This is a genomic window from Streptomyces sp. NPDC004126, from assembly GCF_050275515.1.
GTDB lineage: Bacteria > Actinomycetota > Actinomycetes > Streptomycetales > Streptomycetaceae > Streptomyces.
This window is the reverse complement of the sequence record NZ_JBNNPF010000040.1, coordinates 44,470-62,066: the sequence shown is the minus strand read 5'-3', so window position 1 is coordinate 62,066 and position 17,597 is coordinate 44,470. Positions and strand designations below refer to the sequence as shown.

The 17,597-nt window shown below is 73.5% G+C and carries 13 protein-coding genes; 6 read left to right on the top strand and 7 right to left on the bottom strand.

Going from position 1 to position 17,597, the window contains the following annotated elements; genetic code table 11:
* The gene (locus ACQKM2_RS30145; RefSeq protein WP_427715193.1) at nt 1-1,341 is read left to right on the top strand and encodes an SWIM zinc finger family protein; all 1,341 of its coding nucleotides are present in this window, start codon (nt 1-3) and stop codon (nt 1,339-1,341) included.
* A gap of 324 nt (nt 1,342-1,665) precedes the next feature.
* Nucleotides 1,666-3,240: a DUF5691 domain-containing protein gene (locus ACQKM2_RS30140; protein WP_427715190.1), complete on the top strand. Its 1,575-nt coding sequence runs from the start codon at nt 1,666-1,668 to the stop codon at nt 3,238-3,240.
* A gap of 34 nt (nt 3,241-3,274) precedes the next feature.
* Here the strand turns inward: ACQKM2_RS30140 and ACQKM2_RS30135 are convergent, their stop codons facing one another.
* Nucleotides 3,275-3,679, bottom strand: a complete 405-nt coding sequence (locus ACQKM2_RS30135) for a cobalamin B12-binding domain-containing protein (RefSeq protein ID WP_427715189.1) — start codon at nt 3,677-3,679, stop codon at nt 3,275-3,277.
* A gap of 210 nt (nt 3,680-3,889) precedes the next feature.
* On the opposite strand from ACQKM2_RS30135, the gene ACQKM2_RS30130 reads away from it, so the two are divergent.
* Entirely contained in the window at nt 3,890-4,726 is an 837-nt protein-coding gene (locus ACQKM2_RS30130; RefSeq protein WP_427715186.1) for an esterase/lipase family protein, read from the top strand.
* A 239-nt stretch (nt 4,727-4,965) separates the two neighbouring features.
* Nucleotides 4,966-6,492, top strand: coding sequence for a peptidoglycan DD-metalloendopeptidase family protein (locus tag ACQKM2_RS30125; protein WP_427715184.1), 1,527 nt, complete (start codon nt 4,966-4,968; stop codon nt 6,490-6,492).
* A 52-nt stretch (nt 6,493-6,544) separates the two neighbouring features.
* On the opposite strand, the gene pcrA is transcribed toward ACQKM2_RS30125, so the two are convergent.
* The 3 genes from pcrA to ACQKM2_RS30110 all read right to left on the bottom strand — a co-directional run bounded on the left by pcrA (nt 6,545) and on the right by ACQKM2_RS30110 (nt 12,347).
* Entirely contained in the window at nt 6,545-9,022 is a 2,478-nt protein-coding gene (pcrA, locus tag ACQKM2_RS30120) for a DNA helicase PcrA (RefSeq protein ID WP_427715181.1), read from the bottom strand.
* A gap of 115 nt (nt 9,023-9,137) precedes the next feature.
* Nucleotides 9,138-10,640: a peptidoglycan DD-metalloendopeptidase family protein gene (locus ACQKM2_RS30115; protein WP_427715179.1), complete on the bottom strand. Its 1,503-nt coding sequence runs from the start codon at nt 10,638-10,640 to the stop codon at nt 9,138-9,140.
* A 258-nt stretch (nt 10,641-10,898) separates the two neighbouring features.
* Nucleotides 10,899-12,347 carry an FG-GAP repeat domain-containing protein gene (locus ACQKM2_RS30110; protein ID WP_427715176.1) on the bottom strand — a complete coding sequence of 483 codons (1,449 nt, stop codon included), beginning with the start codon at nt 12,345-12,347 and terminating at the stop codon, nt 10,899-10,901.
* 312 nt (nt 12,348-12,659) lie between these two features.
* Here ACQKM2_RS30110 and ACQKM2_RS30105 point away from each other — a divergent pair, with 312 nt between their 5' ends.
* A complete protein-coding gene (locus ACQKM2_RS30105) occupies nt 12,660-13,016 on the top strand; it encodes a hypothetical protein (protein WP_427715175.1) in 357 nt (118 codons plus the stop codon).
* Nucleotides 13,017-13,197: 181 nt separating this feature from the next.
* Nucleotides 13,198-14,253 carry an NlpC/P60 family protein gene (locus ACQKM2_RS30100; protein ID WP_427715173.1) on the top strand — a complete coding sequence of 352 codons (1,056 nt, stop codon included), beginning with the start codon at nt 13,198-13,200 and terminating at the stop codon, nt 14,251-14,253.
* A 6-nt stretch (nt 14,254-14,259) separates the two neighbouring features.
* Here the strand turns inward: ACQKM2_RS30100 and ACQKM2_RS30095 are convergent, their stop codons facing one another.
* The 3 genes from ACQKM2_RS30095 to ACQKM2_RS30085 form a co-directional block, all read right to left on the bottom strand.
* Nucleotides 14,260-15,372: an alpha/beta hydrolase gene (locus ACQKM2_RS30095; protein ID WP_427715170.1), complete on the bottom strand. Its 1,113-nt coding sequence runs from the start codon at nt 15,370-15,372 to the stop codon at nt 14,260-14,262.
* A gap of 157 nt (nt 15,373-15,529) precedes the next feature.
* Nucleotides 15,530-16,225: a LuxR C-terminal-related transcriptional regulator gene (locus ACQKM2_RS30090; protein ID WP_427715168.1), complete on the bottom strand. Its 696-nt coding sequence runs from the start codon at nt 16,223-16,225 to the stop codon at nt 15,530-15,532.
* Nucleotides 16,222-17,514: a PspC domain-containing protein gene (locus ACQKM2_RS30085; protein WP_427715166.1), complete on the bottom strand. Its 1,293-nt coding sequence runs from the start codon at nt 17,512-17,514 to the stop codon at nt 16,222-16,224. Before ACQKM2_RS30085 ends, ACQKM2_RS30090 begins: the two co-directional genes overlap by 4 nt.
* Nucleotides 17,515-17,597: the final 83 nt, after the last annotated feature.

The window sequence follows — 17,597 nt, the reverse complement described above, 5'->3', positions numbered from 1 at the left end:
ATGACTGAGCAGGGGGTCCGCTGGACGGCGGAACAGGTACTGGCTCTGGCTCCTGACGAGGCGTCGCGCAAGGCGGGGGGCAGGCTGGGCGGGGCGGGTCCGTGGTCGCAGACCGGAGGTTCCGCTTCCGGTGCGGTGTGGGGCTCGTGCAAGGGCAGCGGCAGTACGCCGTACCGGACGGTCGTCGACCTGACGGGGCCCGCGTACAAGTGCTCCTGCCCCAGCCGGAAGTTCCCGTGCAAGCACGCGCTGGGGCTGCTGCTGCTCTGGGCGGCGGAGGGGTTCGGCGATCCGGCCGAGCCGCCGGGCTGGGCGGGGGAATGGCTCGCGGGACGCGCCGCGAAGGCGGCGCGGCCGGCGGCCGGCCGGCCGGTGGACGCGGAGGCGGCCCGCAAGCGGGCGGAGCGGCGGGCCGAGCGGATCGGCGCGGGCGTCACCGAGCTGGAGCAGCGGCTGGCGGACCTGCTGCGCGGCGGCATAGCCGGGCAGCAGCAGGCCGGCTACGCCCCCTGGGAGGAGGTCGCGGCCCGCATGGTCGACGCCCAGGCTCCCGGACTGGCCGCGCGGGCAAGGGAGTTGGGGGCAATACCCGGTTGCGGCCCCGGCTGGCCCGCCCGGATGCTTGAGGAGTTCGCGCTGCTGCACCTGCTGGGCAGGGCCTGGCTGGGGGTGTCCGGGCTGCCGGAGCCGCTGGCCTCGGCCGTCCGGAGCCGGGTGGGGCTGCCGGCCCCGGCGGAGGGGGAGACCGTCCGGGACCGCTGGCTCGTACTGGCCCAGTACGACTCGGTGTCCCCGGACGGCCGGCTCACCACCCGCCGGATATGGCTGCGCGGGCTGGAGGGCGGACGCCCGGCGCTGGTCCTGGACTTCGGTCCGCCGGGACGGCCGCCGGGGCTGGCACTGCCCGTCGGGCTGGTGCTGGAGGCGGAGGCCCGCTTCCGGCCCGGGTCGGCGGGGCTGCGGGCGGAGTTGGGGGACCGTACCGCGGCTGCGGGGCCGGCCGCCGCCGCTCCGCCCGGGGTGGGCACCGGCGAGGCCCTGGAGGCCTACGGGGCCGCACTGCGGGAGGACCCGTGGCTGGAGTCCTGGCCGGTGGTCCTGGGCCCCGTGGTGCCGGTGCCGGGCGACGGGGACGGGGCGGCCTGGCAGCTGGCGGACGCGCAGGGGACGTCCGCACTGCCGGTGTCACTGCCGCAGGGCCGTTCGCGGTCCGGGCTGTGGCGGCTCGCCGCCCTCTCGGGCGGCGGGCCGGTCACGGTCTTCGGGGAGTGCGGCCACCGCGGCTTCACCCCGCTGACGGCCTGGCAGCCCGGCTCGCCCGAGCCGGTGCCGCTGGTCTGACGAGCAGGCGGGCGGGCGCACGACCAATCGAAAACGCAGGGGGCCTGGGGGGATCCATGCCGTCTCGCAGACCGACATGGAAGGACGCGCGGGCGCGGGGGCGCCGGCGCGGACACGAGGAGCCGGGGGGCTTTCATGAACGACAACCACGCCAGCTGAACACGGCCGTACGGCTGTTCCGGAGCCGCGGCCCCGCAGAGGGGACGGGGCCGCGGCACCGGGCCGGCACGACGCACGACTCACGGCTCACGGCTCACGGCTCACGACCGACTGCGCACGACCGACTGGGCACGACCGACGGTGACTGGAGAGGGAGGGGCTCCGATGGGCCAGGGTGACGAAGGGGCCGGCACGGACCGGGACTGGGAGGAGCTGGTCACCGCCGCGCTGCTCGGCACCGAGCGGCGGGGCGGCTCGCCGCGGGCGCTGCTCGACGCGGCGGCCGTGCAGACGCTGCGCCGCCGCGCCGGGCTGCGGCCCGCCGCGGCGGCCGCACGGCCCCGGCCCGCGGCGCCCGATCCGCGCCCGGAGCCCCCGGAGGCCGCCGGGCGGCGGCTCGCGCAGCTGCTGGCCGGCCGGACCGCGGCGGGCAGCGGCGGCGGACGGCGCGGGGCCGCCCCGGATCTGACGGAGCTGTTGCCGCAGTGGCTGGCCGCCGCCGCGCGGCACGGCTACCGGGCGCCGTCGGCCCTGGTCCCGGCGCTGCTGGACGCGGCCCGGGCGCGGACCGACCTGCGCCCGCAGGCGCTGGCCCTGGCCGGCGCGCGGGGGCTGTGGCTGGCCCGGCTGAATCCGGAGTGGCGGTTCGCCCTGCGCGGCGCGGCCGGTGGCGGCGGGGAACTGCCCGACCCGGCCGACGGGGAGGCGGTGGCCCGGCTCTGGGAGGAGGGGCTGTTCGCGGAGCGGGTCGCCCTGCTCGGCGCCGTCCGGGCGCACGACCCGGCGGCGGCGCCCCGGCTGCTGGCCACGACCTGGGCGACGGAGCGGGCCGAGGACCGGCTGATGTTCCTCGACTCCCTGCGGTCCGGGCTGTCCGACGGGGACGAGCCGTTCCTGGAGGCGGCGCTGGGCGACCGCAGCCGCAACGTCCGGGCGACCGCCGCCGAGCTGCTGTCGGCGCTGCCGGGCTCGGCGCTGGCGGGGCGGATGGCGGTGCGGGCGCTGGCCTGCGTCGGCCCGGACGCGGTGGTGCCCCCGGCGGAATGCGACGCGGGCATGCTGCGCGACGGGGTGGTCAAGCGGCCGCCGGCCGGGCGCGGGGAGCGGGCCTGGTGGCTCGGCCAGCTGGTGGAGTCGGCCCCATTGTCCTGCTGGCGGAGCCGCTTCGGCGGCCTCTCCCCGGCGGAGATCGTGGCGCTGCCGGTGGCCGAGGGCTGGGCGGAGGAGATCCACGCGGCCTGGTGCCGGGCGGCGGTGCGCCAGCGCGACCCGCTCTGGTCGAAGGCCCTGCTGGGCCCCGCGTCCGCGCCGCCCGCGGCGGGCCCGGGCACGGCGTCGCTCGCGGAGCGGGCGAAGCTGCTGGAGACGCTGACCGAGCGGGAGCGGGCCGCGTGGGTCGCGGAGTTCGTACGGGCCCACGGGCTGTCCGAGGCCTTCCAGCTGCTCGGCGTCTGCCTGGTCCCGTGGGCGGGCGAGCTGGGCTGGGCGGTGGTGGACGCGCTGGACGCGGCGCGCGAGGCGGGCAGTTACCCGTGGAGCTTCAGCGGGGTGATGGGCCTGGCGGAGCGCTGTCTCGACCCCGCGGAGGCGGACCGCCTGGAGGCCCTGACGGCCGCCGCCCAGGACCCTCCGGAGGCGTCACCGGGAGCCGCCGCCTACTGGGCGGAGGCCTTCCAGCGCCTGGTGGCCACCCTGCGCCTGCGCGGGGCGATGCTCGCGGAACTGGCCCCGGCCGCCTGAACGGGCGGCGGGGCCGGGGCTCCGGAGGGGCGGGTCAGCCCTGGCGGACGTGGGCGTTGACCCACTCCACGATGGAGGTGGTGGTGGCGCCGGGGGTGAAGATCTCGGCGACGCCCTTCTCCTTGAGCGGGGCGATGTCGTCCTCCGGGATGATCCCGCCGCCGAAGACCTTGATGTCCTCCGCGTCGCGCTCCCTGAGGAGCTCGATGACGCGGACGAAGAGCGTGTTGTGCGCCCCGGAGAGGATGGAGAGGCCGATGGCGTCCGCGTCCTCCTGGATGGCGGTGTCCACGATCTGCTCGGGGGTCTGGTGGAGGCCGGTGTAGATGACCTCCATGCCGGCGTCGCGCAGCGCCCGCGCGATGACCTTGGCGCCGCGGTCGTGGCCGTCGAGACCCGGCTTGGCCACCACCACACGGATCGGACCGGTCACACCCATCGCACTGCCTCCCGAGTGAACGAACGTTAAGTACAGCATTGCGCACGGCACCGTTTCACGGTCAACGGGGAGGGGGAAATCACACGTGGGTCGCCGTTGATTCACCACCGCCCCGTCGCCCCGCCACCGCGCCGACAGCCGCACGGCACGGTGGCGGGGCCGCGCCGGCCGCACGGCCCCGTACCCGAATGGTCCAGGGGGAGGCCGTCCATGGGGCTGACGATCGCACCGCTGCCCGTGCCGCGCACGGGCGCCGCCCTGCGGGCGGCGGTCCTGGAGGCGGCGGTGCTCGCCGGCCACCTCCTCCTCTACCCCACCGGGATACGGGAGGAGCGCCCGCCGGACCTGCCCGCCGCCCGGACGCCCGGACAGCCGCCGCCGGTGCTGCTCCTGCACGGCTTCACCGACAACCGCTCGGTCTTCGTCCTGCTGCGCCGCGCCCTCGGCGCGGGCGGCCGGCGGCGCGTGGAGACGTACAACCACTCCCCCTTCACCCGGGACCTGCGCCGGACGGCCCGCCACCTCGCCCGGCGCGTCGAGGAGCTGTGCGAGCGCAGCGGCCAGGAGCGGGTGGACGTCGTCGGGCACAGCCTCGGCGGGCTGGTCGCGCGGTACTACGTCCAGCGGCTCGGCGGCGACGCGCGCGTGCGCACGCTGGTCACCCTGGGGACCCCGCACGGCGGCACCCGGGTCGCGCCCTTCATGGACGCGCACCCCCTGGTGCGCCAGATGCGCCCGGACTCCGAGGTGATGGCCGAGCTGGGTGCGCCCGCGCCCGGCTGCCGGACCCGGTTCGTGGCGTTCTGGAGCGAGTTCGACGCACTGATGGCACCGACCGGGACGGCCCGCATCGAGCACCCGGACCTGGACGCGACGAACGTGCAGGTCACCGGCATCGGGCATCTCGCCCTGCCGGTCCATCCGACGGTCATCACCGCCGTCCGGCGCGCCCTCGACGGGCCGCTCCGCGCCGCGGACGGCGCGCCCCGCCCGGCGGACTCCGCCGCCCGCGCCGCGGGAACCGAGGGCCGGAGCCTGGTCGTCTGACGGCCGCGCGTGCGTACAACACCGGTCGACCACCAGTCGAACGAATTTCGAACTCAAGGCCAAGGCTCGGTCTTCAGGCGACCGAAAGACGGCCGAATGCCCGGTTCCGCTGAGGACGAAACACTCGGAAGATTGTCGAGGCGAGTAACCGCCGGGTACAGTCACGCCACTGCTCTCCTCCGGTGAACCTTGAGTTCCCCGGCCACCCAGGCCCCACTGCCGAGGCGAAAGAGAAGTTGGTGAACGACCGCCCGACGTCGGGCCAGTACCCCGATTTCGGGTACGACGGCCTTTCCACCACCACTTTCGCTGGTGACCAGGCATATGCGTCCTATGAAACGCAGGGCCAGGGGTATCAGTTCGTCACGGACTACGCCGCTCCCGGCAGTTACGGAACGTACGACGCGTACGGGACGTACCCGGCTGCGGGCGACACCGGTTCGTACGACACCACCGGGTGGTCCGCTCCGGAGAGTTACCTTTCGAGCGTCCCGGCCCAGAACGCCCCCGCGGACACCACGGGCCAGTACGACGCGAGCGCCTGGAACGCCGCGACGGCCGAGTACCCGTCGGCGCCCTTCGGCTACGACTCCGCCGGCGCGGAGCAGACCGGGCACTGGACCCTCCCCGGCTACGGCCAGGACACCGGCACCTACGACGCCACCGCCTGGAATGGCGGCGCGTCCGACGCGACCGCGGGCGCCGGTTACGAGGCCACGACCGTCGTCCCCATGTTTACGGAGACCGCGGTCACGGAGACCGCGGTCATGGAGACCGTGGTCACGGAGACCGCGGTCACGCATGACGCCGCGGACGACGAGACCTCCGTCTTCGAGCCCGTGACCGTCGAGGCCGACGAGGAACCGGACTTCCCCGCCGGCCCCGTGCACGACATGCCCACGCAGGCCATGCCCGTCACCCCGTCCGCCTCCGCCGCCGGACCCCGCGCCGGCCGCCGGGCCACCGGCAAGGGCGGCTCGGGCCGGAACGCCGCGGCCAAGGGCGGCGGCAGCGCCGCCGCCGGCAGCCGCCGCCGCAGCCCGGCCAAACGGTCCGCCCTGCTGACGGTCGCCGTGCCCTCCGCGTGCGTGATGGGCGTCGCGGGCGTGGCCGCCGCCTCCGTCGGCGGACTCACCGGCTCCGACAAGCCGGCCGAGGAGACGACCACGATGGCCGCCCCCGACCCGTCCTCGGTGAAGCCGGTCGAGGCGAACAACAAGCTCGACACGCAGCTGGCGGCGCTCAGCGCCGACGCGGGCGACTTCGCGGACCGCGCGAGCCGCACGCAGGAGCGCATCGACCTCAAGCAGCGCCAGGAAGAAGAGAAGAAGAAGCGGGCCGAGGAGGCCGCGGCCAAGGAGGCCGCCCGCCCCAAGTTCGCGGTGCCCGTCGCCCAGCACGGCCTCAGCGCCATGTTCGGCCAGGCCGGCGGCATGTGGATGTCGGTGCACACCGGCATCGACTTCCCCGTCGGCTACGGCACCCCGGTCATGGCCGCCACCGACGGCACCATGCGCACCCAGTGGAACAGCGCCTACGGCAACATGGCCATCCTGACCTCCCCCGACGGCACCGAGACCTGGTACTGCCACCTCAGCAGCACCAAGATCCGGTCCGGGCAGGTCAAGGCCGGCGACGTCATCGCCTACTCCGGCAACTCCGGCAACTCCACCGGCCCGCACCTGCACTTCGAGGTCCGGCCCGGCGGCGGCTCCGCGGTCGACCCCCTGGCCTGGCTGCGCAGCCACGGCCTGGACCCGAGCTGAGCCGACGCCCGCCACGGCCGGGGCCCGAAGGCCCCGGCTCCCGGCCGTCCTGCTACAGCTTCTGCACCGGCGCGTAGCGCAGCAGCAGCCGCTTCGGCTTGGCGTCCCCGAAGTCGATGGTGGCCTGCGTGTCCGCGCCGGCGCCCCGGACCTCCATGACGGTGCCCAGACCGAACTGGTCGTGGGTGACCCGGTCCCCGACGGACAGCGCGATGACCGGCTTGTCGGCGGCCCGGCGCGTCGCGAAGCCGGACGGGCCCGACTTGGTGCGCGAGGAGGACAGGAACGCCTCGGGCGAGGTCCCGAAGGTGGCCTTCCCGGAGGACGAGCCGTACCCGGAACCGCGCACCGGTCCGGCCGGCTTCTGCGCGGCGCCCGTGCGCTTCCACTGGAGGTACTCGGCCGGGATCTCCTCCAGGAACCGCGAGGGCGGGTTGTACGAGGGCGTCCCCCACGCGCTGCGCATGCCGGAGCGGGTCAGGTACAGCCGCTCGCGGGCCCGGGTGATGCCCACGTAGGCGAGGCGGCGCTCCTCCTCCAGCTCCTTGGTCTGGCCGAGCGCGCGCATGTGCGGGAAGACGCCGTCCTCCATGCCGGTCAGGAAGACGACCGGGAACTCCAGGCCCTTGGCGGTGTGCAGGGTCATCAGCGTGATGACGCCCGAGCCGTCGGTGTCCTCGTCCGGGATCTGGTCGGAGTCGGCGACGAGCGCGACCTGCTCCAGGAACTCGGCGAGGGTGCCGGGGTTCGACTCGTCCCTCGCCTGCTCGAACTCCAGGGCCACGGCCGCGAGCTCCTGGAGGTTCTCGATCCGGGTCTCGTCCTGCGGGTCGGTCGACGCCTGGAGCTCGGCGAGGTACCCCGTGCGCTCCAGTACGGCCTCCAGCACCACGGCCGGGCCGGCGCCGGAGTCGGCGATCGTACGGAGCTCCTCCATCAGCACGTTGAACCGCTTGACGGCGTTGGTGGAGCGGGCGGCCATGCCGAAGGCCTCGTCGACGCGGCGCAGCGCCTGCGGGAAGGTGATCTTCTCGCGCATCGCGAGCGCGTCGATCATCGCCTCGGCGCGCTCGCCGATGCCGCGCTTGGGCACGTTCAGGATCCGGCGGAGCGGGACGTTGTCCTCGGGGTTGGCGAGGACGCGCAGGTAGGCCAGGACGTCCCGGACCTCCTTGCGCTCGTAGAAGCGGACACCGCCGACGACCTTGTACGGGAGCCCGACGCGGATGAAGATCTCCTCGAACACGCGCGACTGGGCGTTGGTCCGGTAGAAGATCGCGACGTCGCCGGCCTTGGCGTCGCCGGCGTCGGTGAGCCGGTCGATCTCGTCGGCGACGAACTGGGCCTCGTCGTGCTCGGTGTCGGCGACGTAGCCGGTGATGACGGCGCCGGTGCCGGCCTGGGTCCACAGGTTCTTGGCGCGGCGGTTCTCGTTGCGCTCGATCACCGCGTTGGCCGCGGACAGGATCGTCTGCGTGGAGCGGTAGTTCTGCTCCAGCAGGATCGTCGTCGCGTCCTTGTAGTCCTCCTCGAACTGGAGGATGTTGCGGATCGTCGCGCCGCGGAAGGCGTAGATCGACTGGTCGGCGTCACCCACCACGCACAGCTCGGCGGGCGGCAGGTCCGGGTAGCCGGGGCCGACCAGCTCGCGCACCAGCGTGTACTGGGCGTGGTTGGTGTCCTGGTACTCGTCGACCAGGACGTGCCGGAAGCGGCGCCGGTAGTGCTCGGCGACGTCCGGGAAGGCCTGGAGGAGGTGGACCGTGGTCATGATGATGTCGTCGAAGTCGAGCGCGTTGGCCTCGCGCAGCCGCCCCTGGTACATCGCGTACGCCTGGGCGAGCGTCTTCTCGAACCCGTCGGCCGCCTGCGCGGCGAAGGCGTCCTCGTCGATCAGCTCGTTCTTCAGGTTCGAGATCTTGGCGTTGAAGGACTTGGGCGGGAACTTCTTCGGGTCCAGGTCCAGGTCCCGGCAGACGAGCGCCATCAGGCGCTTCGAGTCGGCCGCGTCGTAGATCGAGAACGAGGAGGTGAAGCCGAGCCGCTTCGACTCGCGGCGCAGGATGCGCACGCAGGCGCTGTGGAAGGTGGACACCCACATGGCGTTCGCGCGGGGGCCGACCAGGCCCTCGACGCGTTCCTTCATCTCGCCGGCGGCCTTGTTGGTGAAGGTGATCGCCAGGATCTGGCCGGGGTGGACGTTCCGCGCGGACAGCAGGTGGCCGATGCGGTGGGTGAGCACCCGGGTCTTGCCGGAGCCGGCGCCGGCCACGATGAGCAGCGGCGAGCCCGCGTGCACCACGGCGGCGGCCTGCTGCTCGTTCAGCCCGTCCAGGAGCGTCGCCGGGTCGATGACGGGGCGCGGGGCGCCGTCCCGGTAGTACGCGTCCCCGCTCATGGGCAGGTCGAAGGCACCCCCGAAGAGGTCGTCCGCGCCGTGCTCGGGCTCGGCGTGCTCCTCGGGCGGCGGGGGGACCTCGTCGGAGGGGGTGAGGTCGGCCAGGAAGCTGTCGTCAAAGAGGCTGCTCATCGCCTTCCGAGTTTAGGGGCCCGGACCGACAGCCGGTCCCGCCCCCGGAGAAATCACGGAAACCGGCGCGCTACCCGGGGTAGCGCGCCGGTCACCGGATGGCCTGCCGGCCGCTCTACCAGCCGCCGGTGCCGATCTCCTTGCGGGCGCCGAGGCCGCTGCCGGTGCCCGGGTAGAGGAAGAGCTTGCCGGTCGAGTTCTGGACGGCCACCAGGTCGTCCGCGCCGCTGGCGTTGTGGAAGTCGCCGCCGATCAGGTCGGACATGCCGTTCCAGCCGCCGGAGCCGATCAGGACGCGGGGGCTGAGGTAGCCGTTGTCACCGGGGTAGAGCCAGAGCTTGCCGGTGGACTCCTCGACCGCGACCAGGTCCTGCTTGCCGGAGTTGTTCACGTCCATGCCGGTCAGGTTGGACATGCCGTTCCAGCCGCCGGAGCCGATCTCCTTGCGGTTGCCGAGCTGGCCGGTGGTGGACCCCGGGTAGAGGTAGAGCTTGCCGGTGGACTTCTCCACGCCCGCGAGGTCGGAGACCTTGTCGCCGTTGAGGTTGAGGGCGGTCAGGCCGGCCATGCCGTTCCAGCCGCCGGTGCCGATCAGGATCCGGGTGCCGCCCTGGGCGATGGTCCCGTTGTCGGCGCCCTTGTAGAGCCACAGCTTGCCGGTGGACTCCTCGACGGCGACGATGTCGTCCTTGCCGTCGCCGGTGAAGTCGCCGCCGGTGAGGTTGGACATGCCGTTCCAGCCGCCGGAGCCGATCTCGACGCGGCTGCCGCCGCTCGCGATGGTGCCGTTCGCGTTGCCCTTGTACAGCCACAGCTTGCCGGTGGACTTCTCCACGCCGACCACGTCGGTCACGCCGTCGCCGGTCAGGTCGGCCGAGGCCAGGTCGATCATGCCGGTGTCGGGGCCGGGGCCGGGGCCCGGGCCGGGCTGCTTGTCGTCCTCGTCCGGGGTGGGGCAGTTCTTGCTGGTCAGGCTGGCGTCGGGGTAGAAGGCGGTGCCGTTGAAGACGGTGCGCTGGTAGCTGCCGTTGTGCCGCTGTTCGAAGTGCAGGTGCGAGCCGGTGGAGCCGCCGCTGTTGCCGACGAGGCCGATCAGGTCGCCGCCGTCGACGCGCTGGCCCTCGGAGACCTTGAAGGCGCTGAGGTGTGCGTAGAGGGTGCTCCAGCCGTTGCCGTGGTCGATGACGACGAACTTGCCGTAGCTGGTGTTGCCCTTGTCCCGGATGTGGGCCGTGCCGCCGGCGCTGGCCAGGACGGACTTGCCGTAGGTGGTGCCGCCGTGGGTCCAGTCGATGGCGTTGGCCGAGGGGCTGTGGTACGAGCGGGAGTCACCGGACCAGGTCTCCCCGCACGGGAACGGCATCTGGAACCGGGGGCGGCCGCCGTCGCCGGTGGCGAAGAGTGCGGCCGGCGGGGCGTCGTAGGTGTCGGGCAGGCCCATCTCCGCGGCGCTCAGGGTGGGCAGGGCCTCGTGGTGGTCCTCGCCCTCCGCCTGGGCCCCGCCGACGGAGAAGGCGGTGGCGGCGATGGTGGCGCAGATCAGTCCGGTGGCGATGCGCACGAGCTTGGGCGTGCGGCGGGCGGCCGGGGCGGCGGCGGGGCTGGGCGAAGCAGACATGGGAGGGTCCAAACCGGCACACGGGTGCCTGGGGAAGGGGGAGGCGGGTACGGGGGCCGCGCGCTCGGGGAGCGGAAGGCGGAGGGCGCGGCGGCGCGGGGCGCGCGGCGGGCCGGTGCGCCGGCCCGGGCCGGCGGCGCGGAGGGCGCGGCGGGCCGGGCACGGGCGGCGCGTGCGTGTGGCGCAAGGTGTTGCAGGGTGCTGCGGGGCGGTGCGGTGCGTGCGGGGCGCGCGTCCGGGGGCGCGCGGCGGGGCGGACTACCAGCCGCCGGAGCCGATCTCCTTGCGGACGCCCAGGGCGCCGCCGGTGTTCGGGTAGAGGTAGAGCTTGCCGCTGGCCTTCTCGACGCCGATCAGGTCGTCGTTGCCGGTGCCGGTGAAGTCGCCGCCGAGCAGGTCGTTCATCCCGTTCCAGCCGCCGGAGCCGATCTCCTTGCGGGCGTCCAGGCCGGTGCCGGCGCTCTTGTAGGAGAAGAGCTTGCCGCTGGCGGTCTCGACGCCGACGACGTCCGTCCTGCCGTCGTTGTCGATGTCCATGCCGACCAGGTCGTGCATGCCGTTCCAGCCGCCCGTGCCGAGCAGGACGCGGGTGCTGCCGCCGCTGATCGTGCCGGTGCCGTTGCCCTTGTAGAGCCAGAGCTTGCCGGTGGCGGCCTCCACGCCGACCACGTCGGCCTTGCCGTCGCCGGTGAAGTCGCCGCCGACCAGGTCGTGCATGCCGTTCCAGCCGCCGGAGCCGATCTCCTTGCGGGCGCCGAGGCCGTTGCCGGTGCCCGGGTAGAGGTAGAGCTTGCCGGACTCCTCCTCGGTGGCGACGATGTCGTCCTTGCCGTCGCCGGTGAAGTCGCCGGCCGCCAGGTTGGACATGCCGTTCCAGCCGCCGGAGCCGATCTCCACACGGGTGCTGCCGCTGGCGATGGTGCCGTTGGAGTTGCCCTTGTAGAGCCAGAGCTTGCCGGTGGCGGCCTCCACGCCGACCACGTCGTCCACCGAGTCCCCGTTGAGGTTGGCGGCGACGAGGTCGGTCATGCCGGTGGCGGGCTGCGGCGTGGTCGTCGTGTCGTCGACGATGTTCTTGTAGCGGACCGGGGCGAAGGGGCCGTAGCCCGGGTAGTACGGGTAGTCGAACACGCGGTGGTGCACGCCGCTCGGGGTGAAGTCGAAGCCCCAGTACTGGGTCTTGTCGCCGTTGGCCCACTTCTCGAACAGGACCACGTGGCCCTCGCGGCCGGGGTCGTTGTCGAGGAGGGCGTCGCCCGCCTTCAGGTCCGACTTGCCGATCGAGTAGACCGTGCCGCGCGGCTCGAAGGCGTCGGTGGTGAGGGAGTCGTCGAGGTCCCAGGCCATGGAGACGTAGCCGGAGCAGTCCTGGCGGTAGCCGCCGTGGTAGCTGCCTCCGCTGTAGACGAGGCCGATGCCGACCCAGCTCCTGGCCCGGGCTATGACCTGACTGCGGGTCATCTTCGTCGTCGAAGCCGAGTAGGCGAACCCGCGCAGGGTGCCGTCGACCGGGGTGATCGCGCCCTGGCCGGTGCTGCCGTAGTCGCCGGCGGAGGGCGCGGGCTCGGCGGCCGCGGCGGCGGAGGGTGCGGGGTCGGCCGGGGCGGCGAGGGCCGCGGTGTCGACGGCCACGAGCCCGGAGGTGACGGCGGCGGCGACGAGGGCGGCGACGGCCGTGCGGCGGGACGTACGGGTGGATCGGGGCATGACAAAACTCCGGTTCACAGTGAGTGAGGTGTGGCGGGGCGGGGATTCCTCCCCGCCGCCTCACGTACGTCCCGCGGTGACGTCTCTCAGGGCTTCGAGGGGGTGTCCCGGGGGGCTCCCCCCGGCGACATGCACAAGCTTCGCCGCTGGTCACGGGCCATGGAAGGGATCACCGCGGGCCCGAACCGGCCAGGGACCCTTCCGTCCAACCCACCCCCGGCGCGGGCCCGTTCACGGGGTCCCGCACCTCCCCCGGGGGCCGCACCGGCACCGCCGTCGGGGGCCCCGGAGCCGCCCCGTACGCTCGACGGCATGACGGTCCTCACCAACGCCTTCGTCGGCCTGCACATCATCGGCATCGCCTCGCTCCTGGGCGGTTTCCTGACCCAGATGAAGGCGATGGGCGCCGGTACGGCGCGCTTCGTGCCCGCGATGCTGCACGGCGCGCTGACCATGCTCGTCACCGGTGTGCTGCTGGTGGGCTTCCGCGAGATGGGCGACGGCGCCCCGCTCAACCACGTCAAGATCGGCGTGAAGCTGGCGGTCCTGTTCGTGGTCCTGGCCCTCGTCTACGTCAAGCGCGACGAGGAGCACGTGGAGAAGGGGCTCTTCGCGGCGGTCGGCGGCCTGACCGTGGCCAACATCTTCATCGCCGTCCTCTGGCACTGAACCGCCGTCCTCCGGCACTGAACCGCCGTCCTCTGGCACCGACCGGTCCGGCTCGGCCCAGTCCCGGTCGGAGGAAGCCACTTCCGATCATCTCGTCATCTGCCCGTGACCTCCGGGTTTAGCGTCCTCCCCCAAGACCTCCCCCAGACCTGCGGGACGAGCGGAAGGACGTGAGGCCCCCGTGGCCAGTCATCGAAAGCCCAGGCAGCGCCCGTTCTCCGGCGGCACCGTACGGACCGCCGCCACCCTCGCCCTCGCGGGCGCTGCCACCGCCACCGCCTTCGAAGGCACCTCGCACGCCGAGCCGCAGCTCAGCCCCGCACAGGTCAAGGCGGAGGTCGACCGGCTCTACGGGGAGGCCGAGGCGGCGACCGAGAAGTACAACGGGGCGAAGGCCAAGTCGGACGAGGCCGAGCGGGCGCTGACCGGCCTGCGCGAGGAGACCGCCCGCAAGACGGACCGGCTGAACACCGCCCGCAGCGCGCTCGGCTCGCTCGCCGCCTCCCAGTACCGCAGCGGCGGCCTGGGCCCCGCCCTCCAGCTGGCCATGGCCGCCGACCCGCAGGACTACCTGGACCGGGCCGGCATGCTCACCCGGGCCGGCGACCGGACCGCCTCCGAGGTGGCCGCCGTCAAGCGCGGCCTCGACGAGGTCGGGCGGCTGCGCGACCAGGCCGCCGGCCGGCTCGCGGACCTGCGCGCCCGCCAGCACGAGCTCGCCGAGCAGAAGGCCGTCATCGAGGACCGGCTCGCCACCGCCCGGCAGCTGCTGGCCCGGCTCACCGCCGAGGAGCGGGCCGCCTACGAGGCGCAGTCGGGCACCGTCGCCTCCGTCGGGGCCGACCCCGCGAGCGCCCCCCACACCCCGCCCCCGGTGGCGGCCGGCAGCGCGCGCGCCGCGCGTGCGGTGGCCTTCGCGTACGGGGCGATCGGCAAGCCGTACGTCTGGGGCGCGACGGGACCGGGCTCGTACGACTGCTCCGGCCTGACGCAGGCCGCGTGGCGCGCGGCCGGGGTGTCCCTGCCCCGCACCACCTACACGCAGATCAACGCCGGCCGACGGGTCTCCCGGGACCAGCTGGCCCCCGGTGACCTGGTCTTCTTCTACTCCGGGGTCACGCACGTCGGCATGTACGTCGGCAACGGCCAGATGATCCACGCCCCGCGCCCCGGCTCCACGGTCCGGCTGGCGCCGGTCGACTCGATGCCCTGGGCCGGCGCCTCCCGCCCGGCGTGACCCCTGCTACGGCGTCTTGACCTGCTGGCTCAGCCACCCGAAGGTCTGCGGCAGCTGCTTGGACCACGCCTCCAGGTTGTGCCCGCCGGTGATCTTCTCGGCGTGCACGGTGGTCGGGTTCTGCGCGAGGGCCTTGAGGTCGGTCCCGGACAGGTAGCCGTCGTGCTCGGCGCCCGACATCCACAGCGCGACCGCCGGCGGCGCGGGCTGCGCCTTGAGGAGTTCCTTCAGGTTGTGGGTGCGGCGCAGCTCCGGGTCCTTGGCCACCAGCGAGCTGGGCTCCTGGCCGGGGTCGTTGTAGCCGGACAGGGAGACGGCGGCGCTGTAGCGGTCGGGGTGCAGGATCGCCAGCTTGGCGGCGCAGTACGCGCCGGCCGAGTAGCCCGCGACGCCCCAGGTGCGGGCCTCGTCGGAGGCGCGGAAGTTGTCGGTGACCATCTTGCGGACGTCGACGCTGAACCAGCTGTCGGCGTTGACCTTGCCGGGGATGTTGGCGCAGCCGGTGTCGCCGTTGCCGAGGAGCATGGCGCGCGGGGAGACCAGGATGAAGGGCTGGACCTTGCCCTCCTTCATCAGAGGCTCCAGCACCTCGTGCGCCTTGAGCCCCTGGAACCAGGACTTGCCGGTCCCGGGTATGCCCGGGATCAGCTCGACCACCGGGAACTTCTTGTCCTTGTACGCGGGGTCGTCGTACTGCGGCGGCAGCCACACCATGACGTCGCCCTTGACCCCGGAGATCTTGCCGTCGAGCTCGGTCTTCCGCACCCGCCCGCCGAGGCCTTCGACGGGCGTGAACTCCTGGCGGACCTTCGGCTCCTCCCTGACCTGCTCGGCCTTCTTCCCGCCGAGCCCGTCGGGGCCGAGGTCGGGGGCGGCCTGGACGTACTTGCCGGTGCCCATCAGGTCGGCCCAGGAGACGTAGAAGTTCATCTCCCGGTTGAGCGCGAGGAAGACCAGGGCGACGGCGGTGACCTGGGCGAAGAGCAGCATCGCGGCGCGGGTGGCGACGCGTGCGGCGGCGGGGCCGCGCACCTTGCCCCACACGGCCAGCGGCAGCACGACGGCGGTCACGGTCAGGGCGGCCGCCGCCGCGAAGAGGGGGGTCCCGGTCAGGCTCATCACGCCACCCAAGACCCGCCGCGAAGCCTTCCGGTTGCCCTCCCCCGCTGCGGCGTGGATCACACCCCGGGGCCCGGCCCCGGGGCGTCATCCCCGGTTCATCCGCAGGTCAGGCCAGTCGTGAGGCCGGCCGTCAGGCCGGCCCTCGGACCATTCGTCAGACCAGCCGACGGGCCGTCGCCCAGCGGGTCAGCTCGTGCCGGTTGGAGAGCTGGAGCTTCCTGAGCACCGCCGAGACGTGCGACTCCACCGTCTTCACCGAGATGAACAGCTGCTTGGCGATCTCCTTGTAGGCGTACCCGCGCGCGATCAGCCGCAGCACCTCGCGCTCGCGCTGGGTGAGCCGGTCCAGGTCCTCGTCGACCGGCGGGGCGTCGGTCGAGGCGAAGGCGTCCAGCACGAAGCCGGCCAGGCGGGGCGAGAACACCGCGTCCCCGTCCTGGACCCGGAAGACGGAGTCCACCAGGTCGGTGCCGGTGATGGTCTTGGTGACGTAGCCGCGCGCGCCGCCGCGGATGACGCCGATGACGTCCTCGGCGGCGTCCGACACCGACAGCGCCAGGAACCGCACCGGGTTCTCGGCGGCCGCCATCAGCGGGGCGCAGCGGCGCAGCACCTCGACGCCGCCGCCGCCGGGCAGGTGCACGTCGAGGAGGACCACCTCGGGGCGGGTGGCGGTGATGACGGTGACGGCCTGGTCCACGTCGGCGGCCTCGCCGACGACCTCGACGCCCGTCCGGTCGGTCTCGCCGATCTCGGCCTGGACCCCGGTGCGGAACATCCGGTGGTCGTCGACGAGGACCACCCGGACCCTCCTGCCCGCGCCGCCCGTGGTCGCGTTGTCCTCGGTCATGCTGTCTTCGCCGCCCTCTCCATCTCCAGCTCGACTACCGTGCCGCCGTCGGGCGCGGACCGCAGCATGGCGGTCCCCCCGTTGCGCTGCATCCGGCCGATGATCGATTCTCGTACGCCCATGCGGTCGTCCGGTACCGCTTCCATGTCGAAGCCCGGTCCGCGGTCCCGTACGGACACGAACACCGTCTGTCCCTCGACCTCCGCGTACACCTGGACGGGCCCCTCGCCACCGTACTTGGCGGCGTTGACCATCGCCTCGCGCGCGGCCTGGATCTGGGCGCCGAGCTTCTCGTCGAGCGGGCAGTCGCCGACGACGACCACCTCGATCGGGACGCCGTGGTGGTCCTCCACGTCGGCGGCGGTCTTCTTCACGGCCTCGGCGAGCGTGGCGGGCTCCTCGGCCTCGTCCTTGCCGGTGCCCTCGGGCTTGTAGAGCCAGTTGCGCAGCTCCCGCTCCTGGGCGCGGGCGAGGCGGCGGACCTCTCCGACGTCCTCGGCGTTGCGCTGGATCAGGGTGAGGGTGTGCAGCACCGAGTCGTGGACGTGGGCGGCGACCTCGGCGCGCTCCTGGGCGCGGATGCGCATCAGGCGCTCCTCGGACAGGTCCTGGGTCATCCGGATCAGCCAGGGCCCGGCGAGCAGGGCTATGCCGACGAGGACGGCGAGGACGGCGGTCAGGAGGTTGCCGAGCTGGGCCGCGGAGCCGCGTACGACGATGAACACGGTCAGGCCCACGCCGACGAGGACGACGCCGGCGAGTGCCCGGCCCGCCTGGAACAGCCGCTTCTGGCGGTCGGCGGCGGCGCTCCAGTGGGCGCGGCGGGCGTTGTCGGCCTGCCGCCAGACCAGGACGACGCCGGCCCCGACGAGCAGGGTGGGCCAGATGTAGCGGCCGTTCTCGCCGCCGAAGCGGAGCTGGGAGACGAAGATGCCGGCGCCGACGGCCAGCGCGATCAGGCCGGAGACCGCTCCCTTGTCGGGCTTGCGCACCCGGCGGGTGCCGTCGTCGAGGGTCTCGAAGAAGGAGTGGTGCCCGGTCTTGCCGCCCTGGCCGAGCGGTACGAAGACCCAGAACGCCGCGTAGAGCAGCACGCCGAGCCCGTCCCCGAACATGAACATGCCGAGGAAGGCGAGCCGGACCCAGATCACGGGCAGCCCGAGGTGGCCGGCGAGGCCGCGCGCGACCCCGCCGAGCATCCGGCCGTCGGCGCTGCGGTAGAGCCTGCGCTGCGGGACGTCCTCCGGATCGGGTGCGTGCGGTGTGCGTGGAACGGCGGCAACGGGCATGTCACCAAGGGTCACATGCCCGGGCGCGGCCCGGCATCAGGGCATCCCCCCAGTTCCTCAGGGGGGATATCAGGGTTGCGCCA

Coding starts and splice junctions, on each gene's coding strand:
- ACQKM2_RS30145 (WP_427715193.1), top strand. CDS start 1: ATGACTGAGCAGGGGGTCCGCTGGACGGCGGAACAGGTACTGGCTCTG.
- ACQKM2_RS30140 (WP_427715190.1), top strand. CDS start 1,666: ATGGGCCAGGGTGACGAAGGGGCCGGCACGGACCGGGACTGGGAGGAG.
- ACQKM2_RS30135 (WP_427715189.1), bottom strand. CDS start 3,679: ATGGGTGTGACCGGTCCGATCCGTGTGGTGGTGGCCAAGCCGGGTCTC.
- ACQKM2_RS30130 (WP_427715186.1), top strand. CDS start 3,890: ATGGGGCTGACGATCGCACCGCTGCCCGTGCCGCGCACGGGCGCCGCC.
- pcrA (WP_427715181.1), bottom strand. CDS start 9,022: ATGAGCAGCCTCTTTGACGACAGCTTCCTGGCCGACCTCACCCCCTCC.
- ACQKM2_RS30115 (WP_427715179.1), bottom strand. CDS start 10,640: ATGTCTGCTTCGCCCAGCCCCGCCGCCGCCCCGGCCGCCCGCCGCACG.
- ACQKM2_RS30110 (WP_427715176.1), bottom strand. CDS start 12,347: ATGCCCCGATCCACCCGTACGTCCCGCCGCACGGCCGTCGCCGCCCTC.
- ACQKM2_RS30105 (WP_427715175.1), top strand. CDS start 12,660: ATGACGGTCCTCACCAACGCCTTCGTCGGCCTGCACATCATCGGCATC.
- ACQKM2_RS30095 (WP_427715170.1), bottom strand. CDS start 15,372: ATGAGCCTGACCGGGACCCCCCTCTTCGCGGCGGCGGCCGCCCTGACC.
- ACQKM2_RS30090 (WP_427715168.1), bottom strand. CDS start 16,225: ATGACCGAGGACAACGCGACCACGGGCGGCGCGGGCAGGAGGGTCCGG.
- ACQKM2_RS30085 (WP_427715166.1), bottom strand. CDS start 17,514: ATGCCCGTTGCCGCCGTTCCACGCACACCGCACGCACCCGATCCGGAG.